The sequence below is a fragment of the Rickettsia endosymbiont of Polydrusus tereticollis genome (genome assembly GCF_964026385.1).
Taxonomy (GTDB): domain Bacteria; phylum Pseudomonadota; class Alphaproteobacteria; order Rickettsiales; family Rickettsiaceae; genus Rickettsia.
This window is the reverse complement of the sequence record NZ_OZ032142.1, coordinates 1,747,478-1,771,086: the sequence shown is the minus strand read 5'-3', so window position 1 is coordinate 1,771,086 and position 23,609 is coordinate 1,747,478. Positions and strand designations below refer to the sequence as shown.

Sequence of the window (23,609 nt, the reverse complement as noted above, 5' to 3'; positions counted from 1 at the left end):
TTATGAAGACCATGGAGAGCAGTAGCTGGAATAAAAAATGGCAGCTAAAGGAAGGAAATATTGTCAATGATAATAAGGAGTTATCATTAAATCCCACCACAAAAAATAATCTCAATGATGACTTAGAATTTGCTGAGTCTCCAACACAAGAAAATCCACAAAATCTTATAAGGTATCGCCGTTCCAATGGTGATAACAATCAACCACCAAGCATATTTGTGCCTGTTGATGTACCAGGGGATGGTAGTTGTTTGTTTTGGGCTACTGCCTTAGCTTACTTAATTCCTGTTGAAGATAATTCTGTTGCTTTTGCAGAGAGGTTTAAAAGATTATTTGGAGAAGAAGAGTCTGGTAATATAGGGCATATAAGGGAGTTAATTAGAGAATATGGTCCACTTTCAAATAATGTTCGTAGTGATAGAATTTTTAATAGGTTAATTACAAGAATATTACGTAATAGGGTAGTTGATTATATATCATCTGATGCAGATAGATACAGAGAATTTATTACAGGTGATTTTAATCAGTACCTGAATAACATAAGAGATCGAAATAGTTGGGGTGGTGAGCCTGAAATCGAAGCCATGGGTCGTATGCTTGGTGCAACTATTAATGTAGATGCTGATGGAGTGGTGCATACTCGTGGGAATGGTAATATTCCAATAAGATTATATCATGTGAATGCAGCAAGAAGTGCGAGTCAAGGTAATGAAGGTAATCATTATAATTTTGGTTTAGAAAGCAATCTTCATCAACAAGTTACTAATGAGGTTGTGCCTGAATTAGTTGACCATCTTTTTCAAATAGATGAGAATAATAATTTTAAACAAAGGTTTCAATCATTTTTAGATCAAATACCAAGACCAAGTGGTGTAGGTGCAGCACCAGCAAAGAAAGGATTTTATGTGAATTTTTTTGCTGGGATGTTTACTACTTTAAAAAATACAGAACTTTTTGATAGGTTAGGATTAGCCGAACTTCATTTTAAGCTTTGTACTATAAGTGATGCTGATGAAGTACCATTTTTAAAAATTGTTGCTATTACTGAAGAACCTACTACTAAAAAATTAGAGGAATATGTTTTTGTTATTTCTGAGAAGAGATATAGCAGACAGATTATGGGAGCAATATTTAGTAGAGATGATAGAAGGTGGTTAGAGGAAAGTAGATTATTATTTAGTGAAGGAGATGATACGTATCATTTAAGATCTAGAGCTCACACAAAAGCTGATGATATAGAATTTAAATCTGGGGCTGCAATAATAATCAGTAAAAGAAATAACAAAGATAGAGTTAATGTAAGAGCAGAACAACTTACAGATCAGGAACTACCTGAAAGAATGAGAGTTAAATTTAGAAGAATAGAGCAGCATCGCAAGCATAAAATAGGTGAGTATAAATCAAATCTTTTAGAAGATATTGTTAAGAATCTTAGCAAAGAGACTATAAATGATCCTCGTAGAGATATAGACATTGTACAAGCAGTGCAAAGCAATGTTAAGAAACTATTTGAGTATATATATGATATTAATGGAATATATCATAAAAGATTACCTAATATTCAAGGAGCATTAGAGGCAGCTGATCATGGCTTTACAGCTGGTGCTTTAATAAACTTTAAATATCGCTATAATTTAGAGTTATATTTAGAACTATTATTAGGAATAGAGGGCTATATTGACATAGCTTTATTGGTACGTGGGAGTCAGCGTGTTAAGAAGGCCATGCCAATTCTTGTGGAAATAAAAACTGGGCAGGAACAAAATGGTAGGACAAATCCTCAGCAGGCGTTAAGAGAAGCTGAAAGTTATACGCAAGGTTTACAGCAGAATAATAGACCTTTTGTTACTCTTGCTGATCGAGTAGTGCGTGTTGGTTTTAATATGGATTATGCTAATCCTATTGAGACAAGTGTGGCTGAATTACAACCTCCAGCTCCTATTATTAGAAGCATCTTTAAAAGTGTTAATAGTATATTAAGAGGTCAAGAAAGACGTGATGATATAAAGACAAGTATTACAAATCAATTAAAGAAAATTTATAAGTTATCGCCAGCTATACAAGGTTCAAGTGAACCACAATATTTAAGTAGGCTGTTTATTGGACATTCAATTTTAAATTCAGTAGAAACTAGAGGAAAAAGAATAGATAAGCATATACTGACCTATAGGAAATTACAGGACACAACGAGGGGAACTCGTCGTAGCCATGATATTACTACATCCGTGTTTATTGAAAGAATAATAGCAGGAAGTAATACAGGAGATAGTAGGGTATTGGTTATACATTTTCATGAGGGAGGACGTGGTGACGTTGATATAAATGATCCAACACTAAGAGTTCCTCTTAATGGAATAATAAACCAGGCTAATTGCAAGGAAGTAATAGAAGTATATGTTGATGCTAGATCTGGTAATGATGGTTCTTTGAAATTTTTAGGAGAAGATAATGGTGTAGTAATTCAAGATTTTACTAATTCTGTAAATGATTATTTCCAGGCAAATGTTGTTAATCATTGGGAAATACATAATATGCCAGATTTCAATCAGGCTGGCAATCTAAAGAAAACACTTGATGCAACAGTGAGTTATCAACCTCAAAGAGGTCAGAACAATAAAGTAGATTTAGGGCCTTATGGTGATATGTTTACTAATATAGGAAAAAATCTATTCTCTGTTAAGTCTTTAATTACAAGTGAAGCGTATTTTGCAGCAGTTTTATCTGGATTGCTTAACAGTTACAGTGATATTGAATTTGATCAAGGGGACTTTAAAATTAACGTAAGACCTGAATTTCAAGTAGGGGGTGGTGAGAGAATTGATTTATTCATCAATGTGATGAGCAAGAACCCTGCTGATAGTGATGTGTTAATTGGTTTGGAATTAAAATATGGTGACGGTAGAGCCACTGTAGATAGTATGGATAGGGCACTTGAAAAAGCTGAAAAAGTGCAACTAAGAAGATATGGGATAAGTCGTAATATAAGAGCGATAACTGAAGGAGCCAATTTTTTTGTAACGTTACCTGTTGGTTTTGTTAGCCGTGCTGAAGCTCCTGATTCTTTAGTGATAACAAGGGAACAATTTGTTGCTTATGATATTGAGCGTAGTTTCCTTGGTCAGGTTCATCAACTAGGCAGAAGCGTACAGCGTAATGAACAAACTCTTGAAAGTGTGACATTACAACAAAATCCTGATTACAGATATTGGTTATCGGACCAGGACATTAGAAGGATTGCTCACCTAGATAATACATATAGCAATATGTTTGATGTACATGCGATGAATAATAATTATGACACTAGTGGTAGAGGAGTTGTTGTAGTTACAGACCGTGATCAAGGTATAAATACTGGAGAATTACGTGAGCAAATACGTCAATTTATAGATAATGTTGATAATAATAGAATAGTGCAGCAACAAGGGGTGCCAAGACGAACATTTATTGTTAACCAAGGAGGTGATCATTGGACTACTTTAGTTATTTCTCAGCAAAATGGACAATATCATGGATATTATGTGGACTCATTAGGTAGTGGGATACCAGACAATATTCGTCAAATTTTGCAACAAACCCAAATAGCTGATAATAATATTCATGATATTCAAATTAGTCAACAAGCAGATGGTTACAATTGTGGTCTTTGGGTACTCGAGAATGCTAGAGACATTAACACTATGTTGCAGGAGAATAGAGATGTGCAGTGGCTTAGAGCGCAACTAGCTCCTGAAAGACTTAGTAGAAATAGTGAACAATATTTTATAGACAAGAGAAAAGGATTTTCACAAGTCCTACATGATAATCAACCAAATGGAGATAGTTCTCAGAGTAGTGATACAGACTCTCCACCAACAAAGAAACGAAAATTAGACTTACAATGCTTACATGGAAGTAGGAGTAAGAGAAGTGTTAATGATTGTCTGTATTCATGGGAGGATGTAGATGAGTTTAATGCAGCAGAGCAAGAAGATAGGAGAAATAGAGACAAGATTAAAATTGATAGTGAGAAATTCTTGAATCACATAAGAAATACAGAAGATAATGATAAACGTGTTCAATTAGTTCAGTTTGCTGATGAGATAATTCATTCAGCAAGTGATGGTGAAGAGAAAGTTGTAGGTAGGTTCCAGAATCTAGTTAATAAACTTATTAATAATCATAAAGTTACTGATCATTTGGATAAAGTGGGAAGAATCTCAGGAATGACTATGTACGGAATGATGGGTAAACATGCTCTAGCTGATTTCTTTCAGGGAGACTATAAGGGAGTAGCAATTAACATAGGTTTTATTGCTGGTGGTCAAGGTTTAGCTAAAGTTTCTGAAATTGTGTCGATGAAAGGATTAAAATTAGTTTCAGGAGGAAAACTAATACTTGGAAGATCTCTAGGAGCAGCATCACCTTTTCTTGCCCGAGGAACTTCAGCCTTTGTTGTATACGATTTAGTGAATCAAGTTAAGGAACTAAAAGCTGGTAATAAAGATGCATTAGTTGGAGTAATAGGAGATAGTGTTTATTTAACTATTGATGTAGCTGAAGTTGGAGTAGAACTTGCTGAAGTTTTCGGGGCATTAGAAGGACTTTCATCAGTTACTGGTCCTGTTGGAGCCGCAGTAGGAGCTGTAGTGTTTGTTGGAACTGATATTTACTTTGCTGTAAAAAAAGTTGATAAAATTGATCAAGTAATCCATTTAACTCGATGGGAGAAGTTTAAAGAAGGATGGCGTGCATTTTTAGGTATGAATCCTGAGGGATATTTAGAAGAAGTAATAGAAGAAAAAGAGGCAAATAACCGGCTTGTTAGACAAAAAATTGAATTTTTAAAACAACATCCTGATATTCAAAGGTACGTTTTCCCTACTAATGAGGTCATTATAAATTGTAAAGAAGTTATAGATACAGAGTGGGATTGTAATGATCCTTGGGGTGGTGTTGGTACAGCTATGCAATCCTGTAGACCAATAGAAGTACCACATGAAAAATGTACGACCAAGATTCAGGAATACTTAGATAATACAGTTTTACTTGATGAAAAAAGAACTAATATAAAATGGATTAGAGCAAAACCTGATAATCCAAGTGGAGGAAAAATATTCTGTTATCCTGAAGGATATTACGAACAAGTACCAAGTGGTAGTGCTTATAAATGTAAAAATGCTATTGGTATTACTGATTCAGTAGTTAAATCAGGGAATTATACCCTTATTGATTTAGGAAAAGGTCATGATAAAGTAATAGGGTTCCCAGATAGTCCTAATATTTTTCTTATTGATGATGGAAGGAAGAATATATCTGGTGGCAATAAAAATGATGTTTTTATTCTACATGGAAATAGTACTGTAGGCTACATTAATGGAGGTAAAGGAGACAACGTTATAGATTTAAGTGATTTTGCCACAAGAGAAAAGGCGCTATTGGTTATGTTGTCTATTACTAGTTATCTATATACGTGGAATGATGATCATGATCTAAGTCTTGTTGAGGCATTGATATTAGAAAATAATCTAAGTCTTGATGAGGCATTGATATTAGAAAATATCAATAGTATTGTAGGTAGAAAAAATAAACGGGACATTATATACAGCGACAGCTGTGATACAAAATATATTAATAGCAGAGGTGGTAGTAGTTATGATGAAGAAGATACAATTATAATTGAATCTTTAAGTGGTTGTTTTCATAACATACAACTACAGTTAGAATATAACACTCAGGTGAATAACTATGCATTACAAGGAAACTTTTCTTATATTATTACAGCTGGAAATGGTGTAACTAATATTATTACAAATGGAACAAATTTAAGAAATAATTTCTTTTTTAATTATACATTGTTTGAGGTTCAGAATGTTACTAATACCAATAATAATATTACTATTTCTTTTTTAAATTGGTATAGAAATGATTCTTCCTTGAAAGTAAACATTTATCCGAATAGCAATAATAACTTTTATCGTTTAAGTGATAATACTGAAATGAAATTGAGTGGGAAAAATCTATATGCAATTCAAAACACTAATAAATCTGTAGACAAAATTATTCAAGAATATCCGGCTATAGCACATAGGCTAGAGATGTTTATGGTTGTAAGATCTTCTGTAAGTAATGAGACTGTGTCTATAGGACACGGAAACCATGAAGTAATTTCTAATGATGCTTTTCACAAGAGTCACTTAGTTGGTGGTAAAGGTGAAGATATATATGTTATTACTTCAGGTTATGGAAAACTTAATAGTACTGATGAACTAAGAATTCCTGAAACAACTATATATAGTTTTAATGGATCAAATCAAACAGATATCATAGATTTACGCCAACTGTCACAGCAGATAGAAAGATATCTGGGAGATGAGTTATTACTAGAGAGTGTGCGTAAAGATGGAAGAGATGTACTAATAGAACTATTTATACCAGGCAATGATCTTCAAGATATGAAGTATGTGACAGCAATTAGATTAAAGGATGCATTTGAAAGCAAGTGGTATGAAAAATTACAAGTAATTTTGAATAGTGTACCTATGAAGATAAATTATAGTGAAGATAAATTATCTTTAATACCAGAACCTATAGTTTTTGGCAATGATACACAAATTATTGTTATTACAGAAAGAGACATAGATAGAAACACGGAATTAGTAATACCAAAGAAAATAGGTCAATATAGTTTTTTTTATATTGAAGATAATTCACATAATTTTGAGAATGATTTGGTTGTAACTAATGTTTTTGATTCTAATATAGGAAAAGAAAACTGGTACACTATCTTATTAAGTAATTTTTATGAGAAACCTGATAAGATGCAGACACTGTACGTTAAATTTGTGGACAAAAGAATAGCATTAAAAGATGAACTCGAGAAAATAAATAATGCAACGGAATTTTTGGATCAGTTAGGTCAGTACGAGAGTGATATTTATAGTTCTATTTTTGATCAAATGGATAGTCAAATTGTTAATATTACGCCTGGTACTGCTGAATCTCATCACCATGGTGAAGGTAGTAATTACCGTCATTCTCGTGCAATAAGTGAAGGTGATGAAACTATTGCTCAATCTATGTCTTCTAGTGCATCTAGATTAGAATTTTGGCCGGTTAATTTAGTTAAAAGTATGTGGTCAACAGCGATAGATGCAGTGAACTATTTAAGTTCTAACTCTTCTGAAAAAAGAGCCCAATCTTTATCCAATACTAATGATACAACAAGATTAGGTAGCAGCTTTGAACCCTATCCAAGTAACATGGGGAATAATACAAAATCACAACAGAATAATATTACAACTCATCACCATCGTCATCTTCGAGCAATTAATGTAGCTGATGAATATGTCGCTAGTAGTTCAGCTATAACGCTCTCCTTACCTATAAATAGTAGGGTTAATTGGTTTAAAGAAGCAGGTATTGTGTTAATCAACGTAGTAAAACCAATAAATAGATGGTATAGTGTAGAGAATGATAATACAGAAGATAAAGTAAAAATTAATGGGAGTGCAAGTTTAGTAGAGAATAAAGCAGTAAAGGATATAAATGCAAACATGCCATTTTGGTGGACAAGTAATGTATATAAGGTAAAAGAGCAAATAGTTACACAACATCAACAATATGGACCAACTACCCTTGATATAGGTGATCAGTTAGTAAATCAGACCAATAAAAACGGTATTCTACAATTACTAGATTTATTTATCAGAAAATGGACTGGCCAAAAATTGCCGAGATGGAGAGTAGATGTTTCAGATTCTGCGGTAGAAGTTGTCGTACAAGCAGAGAGTATTATTGATGAGTTTATGCAACAAATTAAGGAAAGTGCAATGAGCTGCGGTATACAACCTACAGTCAAAAAAATTATCAATTCCTGTGATTTACAAGTTGTAAAAGCAAAAATACAGCAAAAGCTCAATGCTGGTCAAATAGAAGATATACCACAAATATTATATGACAAGATTGTACAAGCTAATATAGGAAGAATAGAGTTATATTCAACGCCAAAACAATCTAAAAAATTATCACAAGATATGCTTGGTAAGCTTTCTAAAATAAAACAATTATTATTAAACAAAGAAGTAGAGTTACCTATAACACAAAAAGCTATATTTGGTCACTGTACCCGTAATAGGTTTAATGGTTATATAGGAAGAAGGAGCCATAATAACCTATTGTCAGCTAAACTCAATAAAGATCAGCATGTTAAGCAAAATAACTCTATGAATATCAATAATGATGGTAATGATCAGGATAGTGATAGTATAATTTCAACAATCAAGAATAATGATTTGAAAATGCTAAAAGCATATCTTGAAGCAGGAAAAGATGCTAATACTTTTTCTCGTGGAGGTATGACTCTGCTTATGAGAGCTGTAAGTAATAATTGTAGTACTGATTTGGTAAAACTTTTAATAGAGTATGGAGCGGATGTTAATACAGAAGATAAAGATAGAGAAACTGCTATTAATATAGCTTCTTATAATGGGAATTTGGAGTTAATAAAAGTCTTGATATCTGAAGGAGCTATAATAAAAAATAAAACTGCAAGAAATTCTCCTTTCAATAGTGTTGCAGAAAGTTCTATGCCTCAAAATATTAAAAATAAAATAATAAAATTGCTATCTAATAATCTAAGCAGTGTAGATAGCAGTAATAATAAATTAAATAAAGATAATTATGTAATAAGTAATTTAGTAGAACAAATGTCAGCAATGAATAGTAGTAATGGTAACGTTGGATTCTCTACTGCAGAATCTACAAATGTAGTGCCACCATATTTAGGCCAGAACCCAAATTGTTATAATGAGGTTAAAGTATTTGCCTAGGTTTAGGTGTTATTAGCAAGCTAAGTAGCATGGGGGACAATATGATTTATATGTTACAGGTAGTATCAATAAATAAGGAGTACTGATCTTATTAGGTAGGTAATAGTTATAACAAAATGCTGTCAATATAACTTATGATTTATGGGGTGTATGACAGAAAATGTAAAAACAGCTATGGCATGTAGTAGGTTACTATTGCAGTTAGTGGGAATTAAGGTTACCGAGGATGTAATTCAGCACTCTAGTCAGAGTAGTGATTTGGGTTCTTCTCAGGATATCAGCACTAGTTTGACAAAGCTGAGTAAGACTTATAATGTAAAGCTACAACAGAAGAGACTAGTTTATAATAAATTAACTATTAAAAATTTACCGCTAGCATTTCTTGCTAATGATGGAGAGTACATAGTACTTGCTAAGATGGATCAAGATAATGCTTTAGTGCAACATCCATTTAAGTCTAATACTGAGTTATGGTCTAGGGAGCAACTATGCCATCAATGGAGTGGAGCAGTGATTATCTTATCTACTCCATCATTTAAATTCAATATATCATGGTTTGTACCAGTTTTTTGGCAATATCGTTATATTTTAGCTGAAATACTATTCTTGTCACTAGTACTACAGTTACTGGGATTGGTGTTACCTTTATTCTTTCAAATAGTGATGGATAAGGTTCTGGCTTATCAGGTTGTAGCTACACTAGATGTATTAGTGTTTGGTTTAGTAATTACTAGTATTTTTGAGGTTTTATTAAAGGGATTACGGGAGTATCAATATAATCATACAGCAAAACGTATTGATATTTTACTTGGTATAAAACTAGTAAAACATCTTCTTGGACTGCCGTTAATTTATTTCAAAAATCGCTCAGTTGGTTCATTAGTAGCTCGTGTTCGTGAATTAGATAGTATCAGGGAATTTTTAAGTAGCTCACTATTTACTCTATTTGTTGATATTAGCTTTATGGGTATATTTTTAGCGGTAATGTGGTTAATATCCCCAGCATTAACTGTAATAGTGCTTATTTCTATACCTTTTTATGTAATAGTAGCTTGGTGGTTTACTAAGCCGTTGCAAGCAAAATTAGAGACTCAGTTTCGCTATAGTGCAGCTAATACTGCCTTTCTCACAGAAACTATCGCTGGAGCTGAAACAGTTAAAAGTTTAGCAATAGAGTCACGTTTAACAAGACGTTGGGAGGAGCAAACTCGAAACTTAGTAAGTACTAGTTATCAAACGCAAATCTTCTCTTCTTTATCTGAACATTTAGTTCAGGGAGTTGGTAAAGTAACAAGTGCTCTAATTTTATGGTGTGGAGCTAGAGCAGTGATTAATCTCGAGATTACTCTTGGTCAATTAATTGCATTTAACATGCTATCGCAGCATTTTGCTCAGCCTTTAGCTAAATTAGTTGAGTTATGGCGTAAATTTATCCAAGCACGAGTAGCAATAGATATACTTGGTGATACTTTGAATTTACCAGTAGAACAAGAATCTGAAGGTAAGAAAACTAATTTACAAGGTGAAATTACCCTAAAGCAAATTAGTTTTCGTTATCAACCAACCGCTCCCTTGGTATTACAAGACATTTCATTATATATTCCATCTGGTGAGCAAATCGGTATAGTAGGTGAATCAGGCTCTGGTAAAAGTACACTAGCTCATTTATTATTACGACTCTTTTTACCAGAACAAGGACAAATATTATTGGATAAAGAGCTATTAAATAATTTAGATGCTTACCATTTGCGAAAACAAATGGCAGTAGTACAGCAGGAAAATTACCTCTTTAATAGTACTGTTCGTGATAATATAGCAATATCACAGCCACAAGCTTCTTTAGAGGCAGTAATTAGATCTGCTAAACTTGCTGGAGCTCATGAGTTTATTTTACGTTTGCCACTTGGTTATGATACAGTTATTGCTGAAGGTGGTAGTTCGTTATCAGGAGGACAGCGTCAACGCATTGCTATTGCTAGAGCCTTATTAATTGAACCTAAAATACTAATTTTTGATGAAGCAACAAGTAGTTTAGATGATGAATCACAATCTGTGATCCAAACTAATATGGCTAAAATAGCTTATGGTCGTACAGTAATTACTATTGCTCATCGCTTATCTACCGTACAACGATGTGATCGCATCATAGTATTACAGCAAGGAAGAATTATCGAGCAGGGGACACATCAGGAGCTGTTAATATTAGGTGGTAAATATGCTTATTTGTGGCAACTGCAACAAGATTTACGACAGGCAGTCTGATGAATATAATAAAACAATTATTATTGTTAAAAAATTACTGTCAGCAAGCTAAACTAAATAATAGGCTTAAAAATATCACTAGCAAAATTAAATTTTGTTGGTACCGAGCTAGGTCTTATTTTCAGACTCATGATGTAAAATATGAGTTTTTACCGTCTTATCTTGAGTTAATGGAATGTCCTCCTTCTGCTACTGCTAGAATTACAGCAATGGCAATAAGCATATTAGTATTATTAGCATTAATTTGGGCTTATTTTGGTCAGTTAGATATTCATGCCACTGCTACAGGTAGATTAATTTTACCCAGCCGTTCTCAGACTATTCAAGTCTATGAATTAAGTGAGGTAGCAGAGATTTTGGTCAAGAATGGACAATATGTTAAGAGTGGTGATAAGTTGTTGGTGCTTAACATAGTAGGTATTACGCAAGAAATTCGTCGTCTTCAAGAACAAAGATCTTTTCAGCAACTGGAATTAGCCCGTTATCAAGCATTACTTAGTGATGAGCCATTAAATGCACTGACAATGCAGGATAATATTGAAGAATCAGCTGCAATAAGGTCTAGAGCTCATCTTATTAGTATCTGGCAGGAACATCAAGCAATCTTAGCTAAATTTGATGCTGAATTAGCAGCTAATCAATCTGAACAAGTCGCTAATCACGCTAGTATAGTTGGGCTACAAAAATTGCTACATAATATTCAACAACGCCTTGCTCCAAGTCGTGAGTTGTTAAAGTCTAAATTTGTATCTAAAACTGAGTTATTAGCGAAAGAAAAAGAAGCATTAGAGACTGAATTATCAATTACAGTTAAGCAGCAGGAATTGGAAGTATTACAGGCTCGTGCTAACACCATACGGGAGAATAAAGCTAGCTATATTGCTCAAAAATATCGTGAGTGGCATGATAATTTAAATAAATCTCAATCTGTTTTGTTAATAACAGAACAAGAGCTAGCTAAAGCCAAGGAGCGAGATCGCTTACAAATCTTACGAGCACCAATGGATGGTATAGTACAACAACTAGCTGTTCATACTGTTGGTGGGATTGTGCAAGGTGCTCAGAAATTAATGATAATTACTCCTCATGATGCACCGCAACAAGCAGAAGTCAATATTGCTAATAAAGATGTAGGTTTTATTAGCCCTGGGCAACCTGTAACAGTTAAAATTGAAGCATTCCCATATAGCCGTTATGGTACTATTAGTGGTCAAGTACAAAGTATCTCTCTTGATTCAGTTAAACTTAATGAGTCAAGTGCTGAGTTAGTATTTCCAGCTCAGATTGAATTAGCTCAAGATCATGTCATGATAGATAATAGTTTAGTTACTTTAACCCCTGGTATGTCTGTTGTTGCTGAGATTAAAATTGGTAAACGCCGAGTTATTGACTATTTATTGAGTCCAATTCGAGAATATAAATCAGAAGCTTGGAGAGAACCATAATGGGTCAAAAGATGATTACTGGTACACATGGTATACCAGCAATTATTAGAGCTGTTAAACAGTTTCAAATATTAGTAACTGAGGAGTTGTTACGTCATAAACTTGGTATAGATTGCCAAGAATTAACATGGATAGATGTTTGCCGAGCAGCTCGAGCAGTAGGATTGCGGGCAAAATATTATGAAGAAATTAGTGGTGATCTGCAAACATTACCCTTACCTATATTGGTTTGTTTAGCTAATCAATGGAGTGTGATTGAAAAAGTTGAAACAGAATATTGGTGGCGTTATGATGTAGCTACTGGGGAGCTTAGTAAGGAGCTACTTCCTACAGCTAATAATAGTAAATATAACCTATCAATAATATTATTAGCAGAGCAAGAAGTGCAAATTACAGATGTTAAATTTGGCTTTAATTGGTTTTTGCCTTCGATATTGCGGCATATAAATCAGTTACGTGATGTATTAGCTTTATCATTAATGTTGCAGTTGATTGCTTTAGTAGGTCCTAAATTATTCCAAAATGTTATAGATCGAGTATTAGTTAGTCGTGGTATTTCAAGTTTAAAGGTACTAGCTATTGCTATATTAGCACTTGCTCTAGCTGAGCCTTTATTTAGTTATTTACGAGGTAAAATCTTTAGCAATTTAGCTAGTAAGATTAACTCTGAACTTTCCGGTAAATTATATCGTCACTTGTTAGTTTTACCACTAAGCTATTTTAGTAATCGACAAACTGGTAAGATTGTTGCTCGTGTGCGTGAAATGAACCAGATTCGCCAGTTTTTAACTGGTTCAGCTTTAATGTTGGTATTAGATATTATTTTTATTCTGATGTTTTTAGTAGTAATGTTTAGTTATGCTAAAATGTTAACTTGGATAGTACTTGGATCCCTAGTGTTATATGTCGTATTTTGGTTAAGTATTGGGCCGATATTAAGACAACGAGTTACCAAAGAATATGACGCAAGTAGTCTTGCTACAGCTTATTTAACTGAAACTATTACTGGCATTGAAGTATTAAAAACTACTGCTACAGAATCAGCTTTTTTAAAGCGTTGGCAGCAAGTTTTAGCTTGCCAGTTACGAGTAATATTTTCAGCTAAGAAGGTATCAATAATTGCTAGTCAGGGAATTAGCTTAATACAAAAATTAACTTCAGCATTGCTATTATGGTTTGGCGTTAAGATTGTACTACAACATGAGTTAACAGTTGGAGGGTTAGTAGCTTTTAATATGCTGGCTAATCATATAACTCAACCAATTCTAAGATTGGCACAAATATGGCAAGAGTTTCAGCATAGTTTAATAGCGTTACGTCGTATTGGAGATATTTTGGATACTAAGTCAGAAGCAGTTGGTAAGGGAGTTGCTACTATGCCAAAATTAACCGGAAAAGTAGAATTTCAATATGTGCGTTTTCGCTATCAAGCTGATACACCGGAAATATTAAGAGATTTATCCTTTATAATACAACCAGGAGAATTTATCGGCATTACCGGTCCATCTGGTTCAGGTAAAAGTACACTAACTAGATTATTACAACGCCTCTATATTCCTCAGCATGGTCAGATTTTAGTAGATGGTATGGATATAGCCATAGCTGATCCTACTTCATTACGTTGCAATATGAGTGTGGTATTACAGGATAATATGTTATTTGCCGGCTCAATATTAGAAAATATTAAGCTCTGTTGCCCAGAAGCTGGTGAAGAAGAAATTGTACAAGCAGCGAGGCTAGCTGGTGCAGATGATTTTATTAGACGATTACCGCAAGCTTATCAAACCATGATCGGCGAAAAAGGCAGTGGTCTATCTGGCGGCCAGCGTCAGCGAATAGCTATTGCTAGAGCTTTGTTAGTAAATCCAAGGATTTTAATTTTAGATGAAGCAACTTCAGCACTTGATTATGAATCTGAGGCAGCTATTATGGCTAATATGGATCAAATCTGCCGTAATCGTACAGTAATTAGTATTGCTCATAGATTGAATACTATTAAGTATGCTAATCGCATTCTGGTGCTAGATCAAGGCATGATTGTCCAACAAGGCAGTCACGCGGAACTATTACAGCAGCAAGGTATATATGCTAAGCTTTGGCACACTCAAACTAATAGTAAACCCATGGCATAATCTTAGTGTGGTAGCTCATGTATCTATTAAATCTAAACTTCTACACATGATTAGCCCTTTTCTTCCTGTTTATTAGTAGCTAAGCTTACGAAGCGTTGGCCTGAAGTATCTAGGGCTCGGCACGCTATAGATTGTACTTGTTGTGTTGCATTATCAGCTTTGGCAGTTAGCTCTTGGATAGTATTTTCCTGCTTCTTGATTTTATCTTCAAGATAGATTATGAAATGACAGATATGATTGCCGCGGGGTGACAGGAATCTTTGCCGCTGATAAAGTAGGCATCTGAACTAATTTTGGATTAAACAGATGCCCGGTAAAAGAATAACACACCAACAATGCAAGGTATATATGACATTAAGAAAAACAGGTTTAAATCAAACAATTTGTGCGGCTAAAGCAGGGTTTTCGCCACGCAGTGGTAGGAATGTAGAACATAAAGATATTTTATCTTTTGAATCGCAAAAAAAGGTTTTAAAAAAACATAACGATCCATTAGAAGGAGTATGGCAAGCAACACTAGTACCTTTATTAGAGCAAGTACCGTACTTAACCTCATGGACATTACTTGAGCATCTTCAAGATCAATATCCTGGACAATATCCAGACAGTATTTTAAGGACAGTGCAACGACGTACCAGTAAGTGGAGAGCATTATATGGTCCAGAGAGGGATATTATCTTCCGGCAACTGCATGCACCCGGTCGTCAAGGTTTATCAGATTTTACCAGCTTAAAAGACATAGAGATCACCATTAGCGGTCAATCATTCAAGCATCTTTTGTATCATTTTCGTCTAGCTTATAGTAACTGGTCATTTATAAAAGTGATTCAAGGCGGAGAAAGTTTTACTGCACTCTCTAAATCGCTACAGGAGGCATTATGGAGTTTTGATCTGTCAACAGTTTTCCGGACAGTTTTTTACGCACATTTTTGTATTTTTTCGTATTGTACTGGTGATAGATAATCGTTAGCAGAATGCATTCTTATACGATTATAAAATACCTCTATATATTCAAATATAGCATGTTTTGCTTCCTCCCTAGTTTTAAATTTATGTTGATAAATTAATTCTGTTTTTATAGTATGAAAAAAGCTTTCAGCAACAGCATTATCCCAGCAATTTCCTTTACGACTCATACTCTGTATAATACCATGTTGTTTTATAAGTTTTAAATGACTATCAGAACAATATTGGCTACCTCTATCAGTATGCCAAATAAGCTTTTTAGGTGGTTTACGTTGCCATATTGCCATTAGCAAAGCATTATTAACTAAATCAGCTTTCATATTACTATTCATTGACCAGCCTATTACTTTTCTAGAAAATAGATCAATAACTGTTGCTAAATATAACCATCCTTCTCCAGTTGGGATATAGGTGATATCACCAACCCAATAACAATTAACATTAGAAACTTTAAACTGTCTATCCAATAAATTAGGAGCAACTTGCTTATTATGCTTAGAATCAGTAGTTGCTTTAAATTTATACTTAGTTTTACATACTAAGCCAGCTTCATTCATTAGTCTTGTAATTCTCCTACGACTAACAATTATGCCTTGCCTCAACAAAGCCTTTTTAATGGGTCTAGATCCATAATTTCGTCTACCTTCCTGAAAAATAGCTCTAACCTTACAGGTTAATTCTCTATTTTCTTTATCCCTATTGCATCCAGGGTTATTTAACCACTCATAATAACCGCTACGTGATACCTTCATACATTTGCACATAATTGCAATTGAGAAATCATCTTGATGCTTCTTTATCCATGCATACCTTACAGGGACTCTTTTGCAAAGTACGCTGCAGCCTTTTTTAGTATATCACGCTCCTGTGTTACTATCACCAGCTCTTTCTTTAATCTTTTTAATTCATCATACAGATGTTCATCTGTTCTTGTTATTGATTCTTCAAATTGTTTAGAATATTTATCTATCCAACTATATAAAGTATTCTTACTGATACCTAATTCTTTTGCAGTCTGAATAACAGGTCGCTTCGATTCAGTTGCCAATTTAACTGCTGATTCTTTAAATTCACTAGAATACATTTTTGTTTTTGTCATACTGTATTTCCTTTCTGTTAATATTGTCTCATACTAACTGTCCGGAATACTATAGCCACATCACTTTTATAAAAGGCGTAATTGTTAGCAGTATTTTTATAAAAAAATAAACAGTGGAAAAATAGTTTTGGACTTTTTCAACAGCCCCGAACGTTTCCGTACACCCCTTGTTCCTATGTCCATAAATTATATTGACTTACTTTAGTACAGACCTTATATTCAGGACACCCTTTTTAATACAATTTACACTATCTTCTATGTCTCGTACTTTTGCATATGCCCGCGTTTCTAAACTCGAACAAATACCTGAAAATCAAATCAGGGAAATTGAATCAGCTGGATTTATTATTGCACCACATCGTATAATTACTGAAACGGTTTCTGGTTCTATGCCTATAGCTAAGCGTCAAGGTTTTGCACATCTGTTAAATAAGATGGAAAATGGCGATGTTCTAGTTGTTACCAAGTTAGACCGATTAGGACGTGATGCTATTGATGTCAGCATCACAGTTAACAAATTAGAGAAAATAGGAATTAAAGTTCATTGTCTTGCACTTGGGGGTGTTGATCTTACCAGTTTAGCTGGGAAAATGACTATGGGAGTAATTAATGCTGTTGCTCAATTTGAGCGTGATTTGTTAATAGAGTGTACTCAATCTGGGCTTGCGAGAGCTAAAGCAAATGGTAAAACTCTCGGACGACCACAAATTTTAGCAGAATTACAAAAAAAACAGGTTATACAGCAACTACAAGTTGGCAAAACTATCACATCTATTGCAAGACATTTTAATACAAGCAGGCAAACCATTATGCGTATCAGAGATAATAACCTCTAATACTTGCTTGTACCGCTTTACATTCATTGATGATAATAAACACCCAAGATTATGTAAAACAAATTTATAACTTACTTATCTTCTATTTTGTGCTATAATATGTTAATGTATATACAAATATTAGTAACTAATTATGGCAGTTTCAAAGTTCCTCGATCCTAAAAATGATGTCGCCTTCAAGAAAATCTTTGGTTCTGAAAAGAACAAAGACATTCTTATTCACTTTATTAATGATATCATGGAATTTAAAGATGATGAACAAATAAAGGATGTTACTTTCCTAAGTCCTGTCCAAGACCCTGATATTGCTTATAAAAAACAATCTCTTGTTGATGTTCTATGTAAAGCTCAAAATGGCACACAAGTCATTGTAGAAATGCAAGTCTCCCCTTCTAAAGGCTTTGAGAAAAGAGCTCAATATTATGCTGCTAAAGCCTATTCTCGACAACTATCCCAAGGACAAAAACAAGACGGTCTCTATGCTAACCTCAAGGAAGTCATCTTTATTGCTATTAGTGATTATATTATCTTCCCTGATAAAGCTGATTATATCTCTCATCATGTCATCCTTGATAAAGTTACTTTTGAACATGACTTAAAGGATTTCTCTTTTAGCTTTATTGAACTACCTAAATTTAATATAGATAAAATTGAAGACTTAAAAACTATTACCGAAAAATGGTGCTATTTCTTTAAGTATGCTGCTAACACAAGTGAAGCTGACCTGCAGAAAATTATAGGTAGTGATCTTGTAGTAGGGCGTGCTTATGAAGCATTAAATCAGTTTAACTGGAATGAAGCAGAACTCCTTGCTTATGAGCAGGAAATTAAACGCATCATGGATAACAAAGCAGTAGAACAATATGCTCTAGAACAAGCTGAAGCTAGAGGGGAAGCCAAAGAAAAAATAGCCATAGCAAGAAACTTGAAAAGATCAGGAGTGGCAATTACGATAATATCTGAGTCTACTGGCTTAACTAAAAAGCAAATTGAAGAATTAGATGATTAAATTTAAGTTGAGTTTACTATAAAGTAAGTGCATATTTAAATAACAGACCAGCCATTGGAATTACTAAGAATCAGTTAACTATATTGGTATAGAATACATTGAATGGCATGACCCAATATGGTTTGTAAGCGTCTGGTGAAGGCTTAGCATTACCCATAAGTTTCTATATCTCTATTCCAACTAAAATCTTGTAATCACTAACCATATTCATCAACCTAGTCCACCCACGCCATAAGCTTATAATACCAGGTGGATGATCACGGTTTCTACCAATATACCCACCCAATTTAGCAATCAATTTAATTGCTTCTTTAGCTGATAACTCTTTAGGTGGATTAGCACCATTATTAAACCTTTTAAATAACAACTTCTGTTCTAAAGGAGTGTAGAAGTCAAGATTTAATCTTACAGACACTATAAATTTTATATCTGAATGTCTGATAAGTTATGACTGTCAGACGAGTACTCAAGATATAAGATTTTGTTATTCTTTTCAACAGCTAATTTTTTACTATCCTTGAAAGTTTGCATAGGAGTTTTTCCATAACAATATTTTCCAGCATGTGGTCTTTCATTATTATAATGTTCTAACCAAATGTCAATATCTAGTTGTAGATCGTCAAGATCAGTATAAATCTTTTTCCGCATAGCTGTATCAAAGAATTCTTGTTTTATAGTTTTATTAAAACGCTCACACATACCGTTTGTTTGAGGAGAATATGCTTTAGTAGTAGTATGCTCTATACCTTCGATACTTAGAAACAATTCAAAAGCATGATGCTCTATATTGCCCTTATATTCACTACCTCTATCAGTTAGAATACGAAGTATTGGTATTTGTTGACTCTCATACCATGGTAATACCCGATCATTAAGCATATCAGCAGCGGTAAGTGCTGTTTTATCAGTATATAGTTTAGCATCAGCGACTCTGCTGTAACTATCAATAAATACCTGAGAATAAACCTTACCTATACCTTTAAAATTGCCCACATAATATGTATCCTGACACCCTAAATAACCCGGATGCTGCGTATCAATCTCTCCATGTGCTTCTTTCTCATTACGACGCTTCTCTAGCACTTGTAACTGAGCCTCGGTAAGAACAACACCATCCTGAGCCATCTTAGCTTCTAATGCTTTAAGTCTTTTACTGATATTATTTAAATCATTACGCAACCAAATTGATCTTACTCCTCCAGGCGATACAAGAATACCAGTCTTTTTAAGTTCATTTGATACTCTCATCTGACCATAAGCCGGGTATTCTATTGCCATATCTAGTACTGCTTTCAAGATCAAAACGATAAATCTTCTCTTGTTTCAAAGATCTCCAAAAACGTTCAATAAATACATTATCTAAGGCTCTGCCTTTGCCGTCCATACTAATAGCTATGCCTTGTTGCTCAAGTATTTGAGTAAAATCTTTTGATGTAAATTGTACTCCTTGATCCTATTAAAAATGTCAGGCTTGCCATGTATAGATATTGCTTCATTTAGAGCTTCAATACAAAAATCATTTTCTAAACTAATCGACACCCGCCAACTCAAAATATAACGACTATACCAATCCATTATAGCAACCAAATATACAAAACCTTGCTTTAATCTTATGTAAGTAATATCTGCACAGTAAACTTGATTGGGGCAAACCACCTCTATATTATTTAATAGATATGGGTATACTTTATGAGCCTGATTCCTACGGCTTAAATTAATCTTTGGGTATACTGCTTCAATACCAAGTATTTTATAATATTTTCTTATCATCTTACGACTAACATTTAACCCTTCGGATTTTAGGACATGAGACATTCTTCTAGTACCATAATAGGGATGCTCTGTAAAAATCTCATCAATTCTGTTCAGTACTCTATACTCCTTATCATCTAAGGTATTCCTAGCTCGGTAGTAGTAACTTGAGCGGTTTAAATCTAAAAGTTCGCATTGTCTTGCTATGGTTAATTTTGAAGCATAACTTATCATTTTTTTCCTAACCTCTAAATCCAAAGATACTAGATTTTTTTTTGAGCCAGTCTCTTTCAACTGTTAACTGGCCTATTTGCTCAAATAATGATTTAATTAAATCTTCTTGGCCGGTATCTTGTTGTTTAGATTTCGATTTAAATCCAGAAACCATAAAATCTAAAGCTTCTTTCTTCCATTTATAAATCTGATTAGCGTGAACACCATATTTGCTGGTAATTTGAGCTATAGTCATTTCTCCAGATATTGCTTCAATTGCTATTTTTGCTTTTTCTTCTGCACTATATTTTTTAACTTGTTTTTTCATTTTTTGCTCCTTTTCCTAGGAGATATTATACCTACTTTTCTCTATTTTCTTGTCTAGTTTTTGGGTACCATTATACTTATAGAAATGATGGACTGGTCCATGACCTTTTCCTACGCTTTGATCTTCTGCTGCCTGAATTGCTTCAAATAAATATTGCTTGGCAAGTTTGCAAGCTTCAAGAAGCCCTACGCCTTGAACTAGAAAGCTGCTAATTGCAGCAGATAATGTACACCCTGTACCATGTGTATTTTTTGAAATAATGCGTTTTGAAGATAGGATGTGCAAGCCATCATTACGGTCTAAGAATATATCATCAGATGTTGAACCACTTTCATGCCCACCTTTAAGAAGTACAGCGCTGCATCCTAAGTTTAGTAAATGATTTGCTAACACTTGCTTCTTATGCTCTCCTGCAATTAAAGTTCGAGCTTCGGGTAGGTTTGGTGTAATTATTGTAGCAAGCGGGATGAGTATTGATTTTAAGGCTTCCACTGCATTTTCTTGCAACAATAAATCGCCGCTCTTGGCTATCATGACAGGATCTAAAACAATGGGAATATTCTTAGCTCGCTCACGTAAGCACTTTGCAACAAGCTCAATGATCTCAGACGAAAATAACATACCGATTTTTATTGCATCCGGCACAATATCATCAAAAATAGCTTCTAATTGTTCCTTGATACAGGTTAGTGAAATATTATAGCAGCCTCTAACCCCACATGTATTTTGTACAGGTAAGGCTGTTAGAACGGTCATGCCGTAACAACCAAGAGCAGAGAAGGTTTTAAGATCTGCTTGGATACCAGCACCACCTGATCCGTCAAATCCAGCAATGGATAAGCATTTATATTTCATAATTTTTCTCCGAAATGGATAAATGGCTGGATAAGCCAATTTATAAATTCGTTATTTTCTCTGAAAGATACAGATGTCAACCCCGGTCGAAAAATGATACAGATTTTTAATATGAGCCGACTGAAAATTAATACAGTATCATAAAAAAATTATCCGATATTTAAATCATAAGATTATCCTCCTGTTTGTTAATGATTCCCGTTGGTACAAAACCAGCTTTCTTTTTATCCTTAAGCCTGAAACTATCACCTTTAATATTGAGTATAGTAGAGTGGTGAAGTAGACGATCTAAGATAGCAGCTGTAAGAGCAGCATCCTGAGCAAGACTATTATGCCATTGCCCAAATGGAAGATTGCTTGTTAGGATTATGCTCCCCTTTTCGTAACGCTTTGCTATAACCTGAAATAACAGATTGACCTGTTCCTGTTTTAACGGCAGATACCCAAACTCGTCTATTATAAGTAATTTATATGGTAGTATTACTCTTTTGAATATGGAGTCCAGGGTTCCCTGATTTGTAGAAGTCAAGATTTGATCTTACAGACGCTATAAATTTTGCACCTGATTGTCAGTTAAATTTTGACTGTCAGACGAGTATTCAAGATACAAGATCTCATTATTTTTTTCAATAGCTAATTTCTTACTATCTTGAAAAGTTTTCATAGGAGTTTTACCATAACAATATTTTCCTGAATGTGGTCGCTCATTATTGAAATGCTCTAACCAAATATCAAGATCTAATTGTAAATCATCAAGATATGTATAAATCTTTTTCCGCTTGGTTACGTAATGATTTAAACAATATCAGTAAAAGGCTTAAAGCATTAGAAGCAAAGATGGCTCAAGATGGGATTGTTCTTACTGAAGCTCAGTTACAAGTACTAGAGAAGCGTCGTAATGAAAAAGAAGCACATGGAGAAATTGAGACGCAGCATCCAGGTTATCTAGGATGTCAGGATACGTATTATGTAGGTAATTTTAAAGGTATAGGTAAGGTTTATTCTCAGGTATTTATTGATAGCTATACTAGGGTAGCGGATGCTAAACTATATACTGATAAAACAGCAATTACTGCTGCTGATATGCTTAATGACCGGGTGTTACCATGGTATGAGAGCCAAGGGATACCAATACTGCGTATTCTTACAGATCGTGGGTCAGAATATAAGGGCAATATAGAGCATCATGCTTTTGAGTTATTTCTTAGCATAGAAGGTATAGAACATACTACAACTAAGGCATATTCTCCCCAAACAAATGGTATGTGTGAGCGTTTTAATAAAACCATGAAACAAGAATTCTTTGATACAGCAATGCGGAAAAAGATTTATACATATCTTGATGATTTACAATTAGATCTTGATATTTGGTTAGAGCATTTCAATAATGAGCGACCACATTCAGGAAAATATTGTTATGGTAAAACTCCTATGAAAACTTTTCAAGATAGTAAGAAATTAGCTATTGAAAAAAATAATGAGATCTTGTATCTTGAATACTTGTCTGACAGTCAAAATTTAACTGACAATCAGGTGCAAAATTTATAGCGTCTGTAAGATCAAATCTTGACTTCTACACTCATACTTAACTCTTTTTTGGGCTTGAAGTAGTTATTATGAGCTCGATCTGCTTTAGGTTTATTACTTAGTACAATCTGAATATCAATATCGTTTCCATAGACAGATTTGATAGCATTTTTAAGTATTTCTTCTTTTCTTGTAAAAGGACTATTTTGTTACGGAATTCGATTCTAAAAACACCGTTTAAATAGCTAAAAACACTATTTGGACCAGTGTTAAGGTAGCTGCGATGAGCCGCCACATTTAATGTAAAGTTCCAACATTTTAAGTTCCTAAAAGAATATTGTTGACACTTTTTAGTATTTATATTAAAAGATACAGCTA

13 protein-coding genes and 4 pseudogenes are annotated in these 23,609 nt (G+C 34.0%); 8 read left to right on the top strand and 9 right to left on the bottom strand.

The window, feature by feature from the left end:
* The first annotated feature begins 2 nt into the window (after window positions 1–2).
* The 5 genes from AAGD48_RS08520 to AAGD48_RS08500 all read left to right on the top strand — a co-directional run bounded on the left by AAGD48_RS08520 (window position 3) and on the right by AAGD48_RS08500 (window position 15,609).
* Window positions 3–8,807, top strand: coding sequence for an ankyrin repeat domain-containing protein (locus AAGD48_RS08520; protein WP_341789706.1), 8,805 nt, complete (start codon window positions 3–5; stop codon window positions 8,805–8,807).
* Between the two features lie 150 nt (window positions 8,808–8,957).
* The gene (locus AAGD48_RS08515) at window positions 8,958–11,069 is read left to right on the top strand and encodes a type I secretion system permease/ATPase (protein ID WP_341789705.1); all 2,112 of its coding nucleotides are present in this window, start codon (window positions 8,958–8,960) and stop codon (window positions 11,067–11,069) included.
* A complete protein-coding gene (locus AAGD48_RS08510) occupies window positions 11,069–12,514 on the top strand; it encodes an HlyD family type I secretion periplasmic adaptor subunit (RefSeq protein WP_341789704.1) in 1,446 nt (481 codons plus the stop codon). Before AAGD48_RS08515 ends, AAGD48_RS08510 begins: the two co-directional genes overlap by 1 nt.
* On the top strand, window positions 12,514–14,646 hold the full coding sequence (locus AAGD48_RS08505; RefSeq protein WP_341789703.1) for a type I secretion system permease/ATPase: 2,133 nt from the start codon (window positions 12,514–12,516) through the stop codon (window positions 14,644–14,646). The genes AAGD48_RS08510 and AAGD48_RS08505 overlap by 1 nt, the downstream gene beginning before the upstream one ends.
* Window positions 14,647–14,952: 306 nt before the next feature.
* Window positions 14,953–15,609, top strand: a complete 657-nt coding sequence (locus AAGD48_RS08500) for a hypothetical protein (RefSeq protein WP_341789702.1) — start codon at window positions 14,953–14,955, stop codon at window positions 15,607–15,609.
* Here AAGD48_RS08500 and AAGD48_RS08495 read toward each other — a convergent pair.
* Window positions 15,564–16,711, bottom strand: a protein-coding gene (locus AAGD48_RS08495; RefSeq protein ID WP_410526007.1) for an IS3 family transposase whose coding sequence is annotated in 2 segments (ribosomal slippage) — window positions 15,564–16,465 and window positions 16,465–16,711 — 1,149 coding nt in all. Because the reading frame shifts where the segments join, the coding sequence is not laid out codon by codon here. The two genes, AAGD48_RS08500 and AAGD48_RS08495, sit on opposite strands and share 46 nt — an antisense overlap.
* A gap of 257 nt (window positions 16,712–16,968) precedes the next feature.
* On the opposite strand from AAGD48_RS08495, the gene AAGD48_RS08490 reads away from it, so the two are divergent.
* On the top strand, window positions 16,969–17,547 hold the full coding sequence (locus AAGD48_RS08490) for a recombinase family protein (RefSeq protein WP_341789701.1): 579 nt from the start codon (window positions 16,969–16,971) through the stop codon (window positions 17,545–17,547).
* Window positions 17,548–17,680: 133 nt separating this feature from the next.
* A complete protein-coding gene (locus AAGD48_RS08485; protein WP_341789700.1) occupies window positions 17,681–18,556 on the top strand; it encodes an Rpn family recombination-promoting nuclease/putative transposase in 876 nt (291 codons plus the stop codon).
* Between the two features lie 163 nt (window positions 18,557–18,719).
* On the opposite strand, the gene AAGD48_RS08480 is transcribed toward AAGD48_RS08485, so the two are convergent.
* From AAGD48_RS08480 to AAGD48_RS08445, 8 genes and pseudogenes are all read right to left on the bottom strand, one after another.
* On the bottom strand, window positions 18,720–18,971 hold the full coding sequence (locus tag AAGD48_RS08480; protein WP_341789699.1) for a hypothetical protein: 252 nt from the start codon (window positions 18,969–18,971) through the stop codon (window positions 18,720–18,722).
* A gap of 8 nt (window positions 18,972–18,979) precedes the next feature.
* Window positions 18,980–19,855 (bottom strand): annotated as a pseudogene (locus AAGD48_RS08475) (IS481 family transposase); the annotation flags it as partial.
* Entirely contained in the window at window positions 19,788–19,940 is a 153-nt protein-coding gene (locus AAGD48_RS08470) for a hypothetical protein (RefSeq protein ID WP_341789698.1), read from the bottom strand. The gene AAGD48_RS08470 and the pseudogene AAGD48_RS08475, both read right to left, overlap by 68 nt.
* A gap of 8 nt (window positions 19,941–19,948) precedes the next feature.
* A complete protein-coding gene (locus tag AAGD48_RS08465) occupies window positions 19,949–20,542 on the bottom strand; it encodes an IS3 family transposase (RefSeq protein ID WP_341789697.1) in 594 nt (197 codons plus the stop codon).
* Window positions 20,543–20,549: 7 nt separating this feature from the next.
* A complete protein-coding gene (locus tag AAGD48_RS08460) occupies window positions 20,550–20,849 on the bottom strand; it encodes a transposase (RefSeq protein WP_045812944.1) in 300 nt (99 codons plus the stop codon).
* Between the two features lie 15 nt (window positions 20,850–20,864).
* Window positions 20,865–21,704, bottom strand: a complete 840-nt coding sequence (gene thiD / locus AAGD48_RS08455) for a bifunctional hydroxymethylpyrimidine kinase/phosphomethylpyrimidine kinase (protein ID WP_341789696.1) — start codon at window positions 21,702–21,704, stop codon at window positions 20,865–20,867.
* 160 nt (window positions 21,705–21,864) lie between these two features.
* Window positions 21,865–22,221: pseudogene (locus tag AAGD48_RS08450) on the bottom strand (ATP-binding protein); the annotation flags it as partial.
* 30 nt (window positions 22,222–22,251) lie between these two features.
* A pseudogene (locus AAGD48_RS08445) lies at window positions 22,252–22,482 on the bottom strand (IS481 family transposase); the annotation flags it as partial.
* On the opposite strand from AAGD48_RS08445, the pseudogene AAGD48_RS08440 reads away from it, so the two are divergent.
* Window positions 22,479–23,252 (top strand): annotated as a pseudogene (locus AAGD48_RS08440) (integrase core domain-containing protein); the annotation flags it as partial. The pseudogenes AAGD48_RS08445 and AAGD48_RS08440 overlap by 4 nt on opposite strands.
* Between the last annotated feature and the right edge of the window lie 357 nt (window positions 23,253–23,609).

Coding starts and splice junctions, on each gene's coding strand:
- AAGD48_RS08515 (WP_341789705.1), top strand. CDS start 8,958: ATGACAGAAAATGTAAAAACAGCTATGGCATGTAGTAGGTTACTATTG.
- AAGD48_RS08485 (WP_341789700.1), top strand. CDS start 17,681: ATGGCAGTTTCAAAGTTCCTCGATCCTAAAAATGATGTCGCCTTCAAG.
- AAGD48_RS08465 (WP_341789697.1), bottom strand. CDS start 20,542: ATGATAAGTTATGCTTCAAAATTAACCATAGCAAGACAATGCGAACTT.
- AAGD48_RS08460 (WP_045812944.1), bottom strand. CDS start 20,849: ATGAAAAAACAAGTTAAAAAATATAGTGCAGAAGAAAAAGCAAAAATA.
- AAGD48_RS08500 (WP_341789702.1), top strand. CDS start 14,953: ATGCCCGGTAAAAGAATAACACACCAACAATGCAAGGTATATATGACA.
- AAGD48_RS08510 (WP_341789704.1), top strand. CDS start 11,069: ATGAATATAATAAAACAATTATTATTGTTAAAAAATTACTGTCAGCAA.
- AAGD48_RS08520 (WP_341789706.1), top strand. CDS start 3: ATGAAGACCATGGAGAGCAGTAGCTGGAATAAAAAATGGCAGCTAAAG.
- AAGD48_RS08505 (WP_341789703.1), top strand. CDS start 12,514: ATGGGTCAAAAGATGATTACTGGTACACATGGTATACCAGCAATTATT.
- AAGD48_RS08470 (WP_341789698.1), bottom strand. CDS start 19,940: ATGGACGGCAAAGGCAGAGCCTTAGATAATGTATTTATTGAACGTTTT.
- thiD (WP_341789696.1), bottom strand. CDS start 21,704: ATGAAATATAAATGCTTATCCATTGCTGGATTTGACGGATCAGGTGGT.
- AAGD48_RS08490 (WP_341789701.1), top strand. CDS start 16,969: ATGTCTCGTACTTTTGCATATGCCCGCGTTTCTAAACTCGAACAAATA.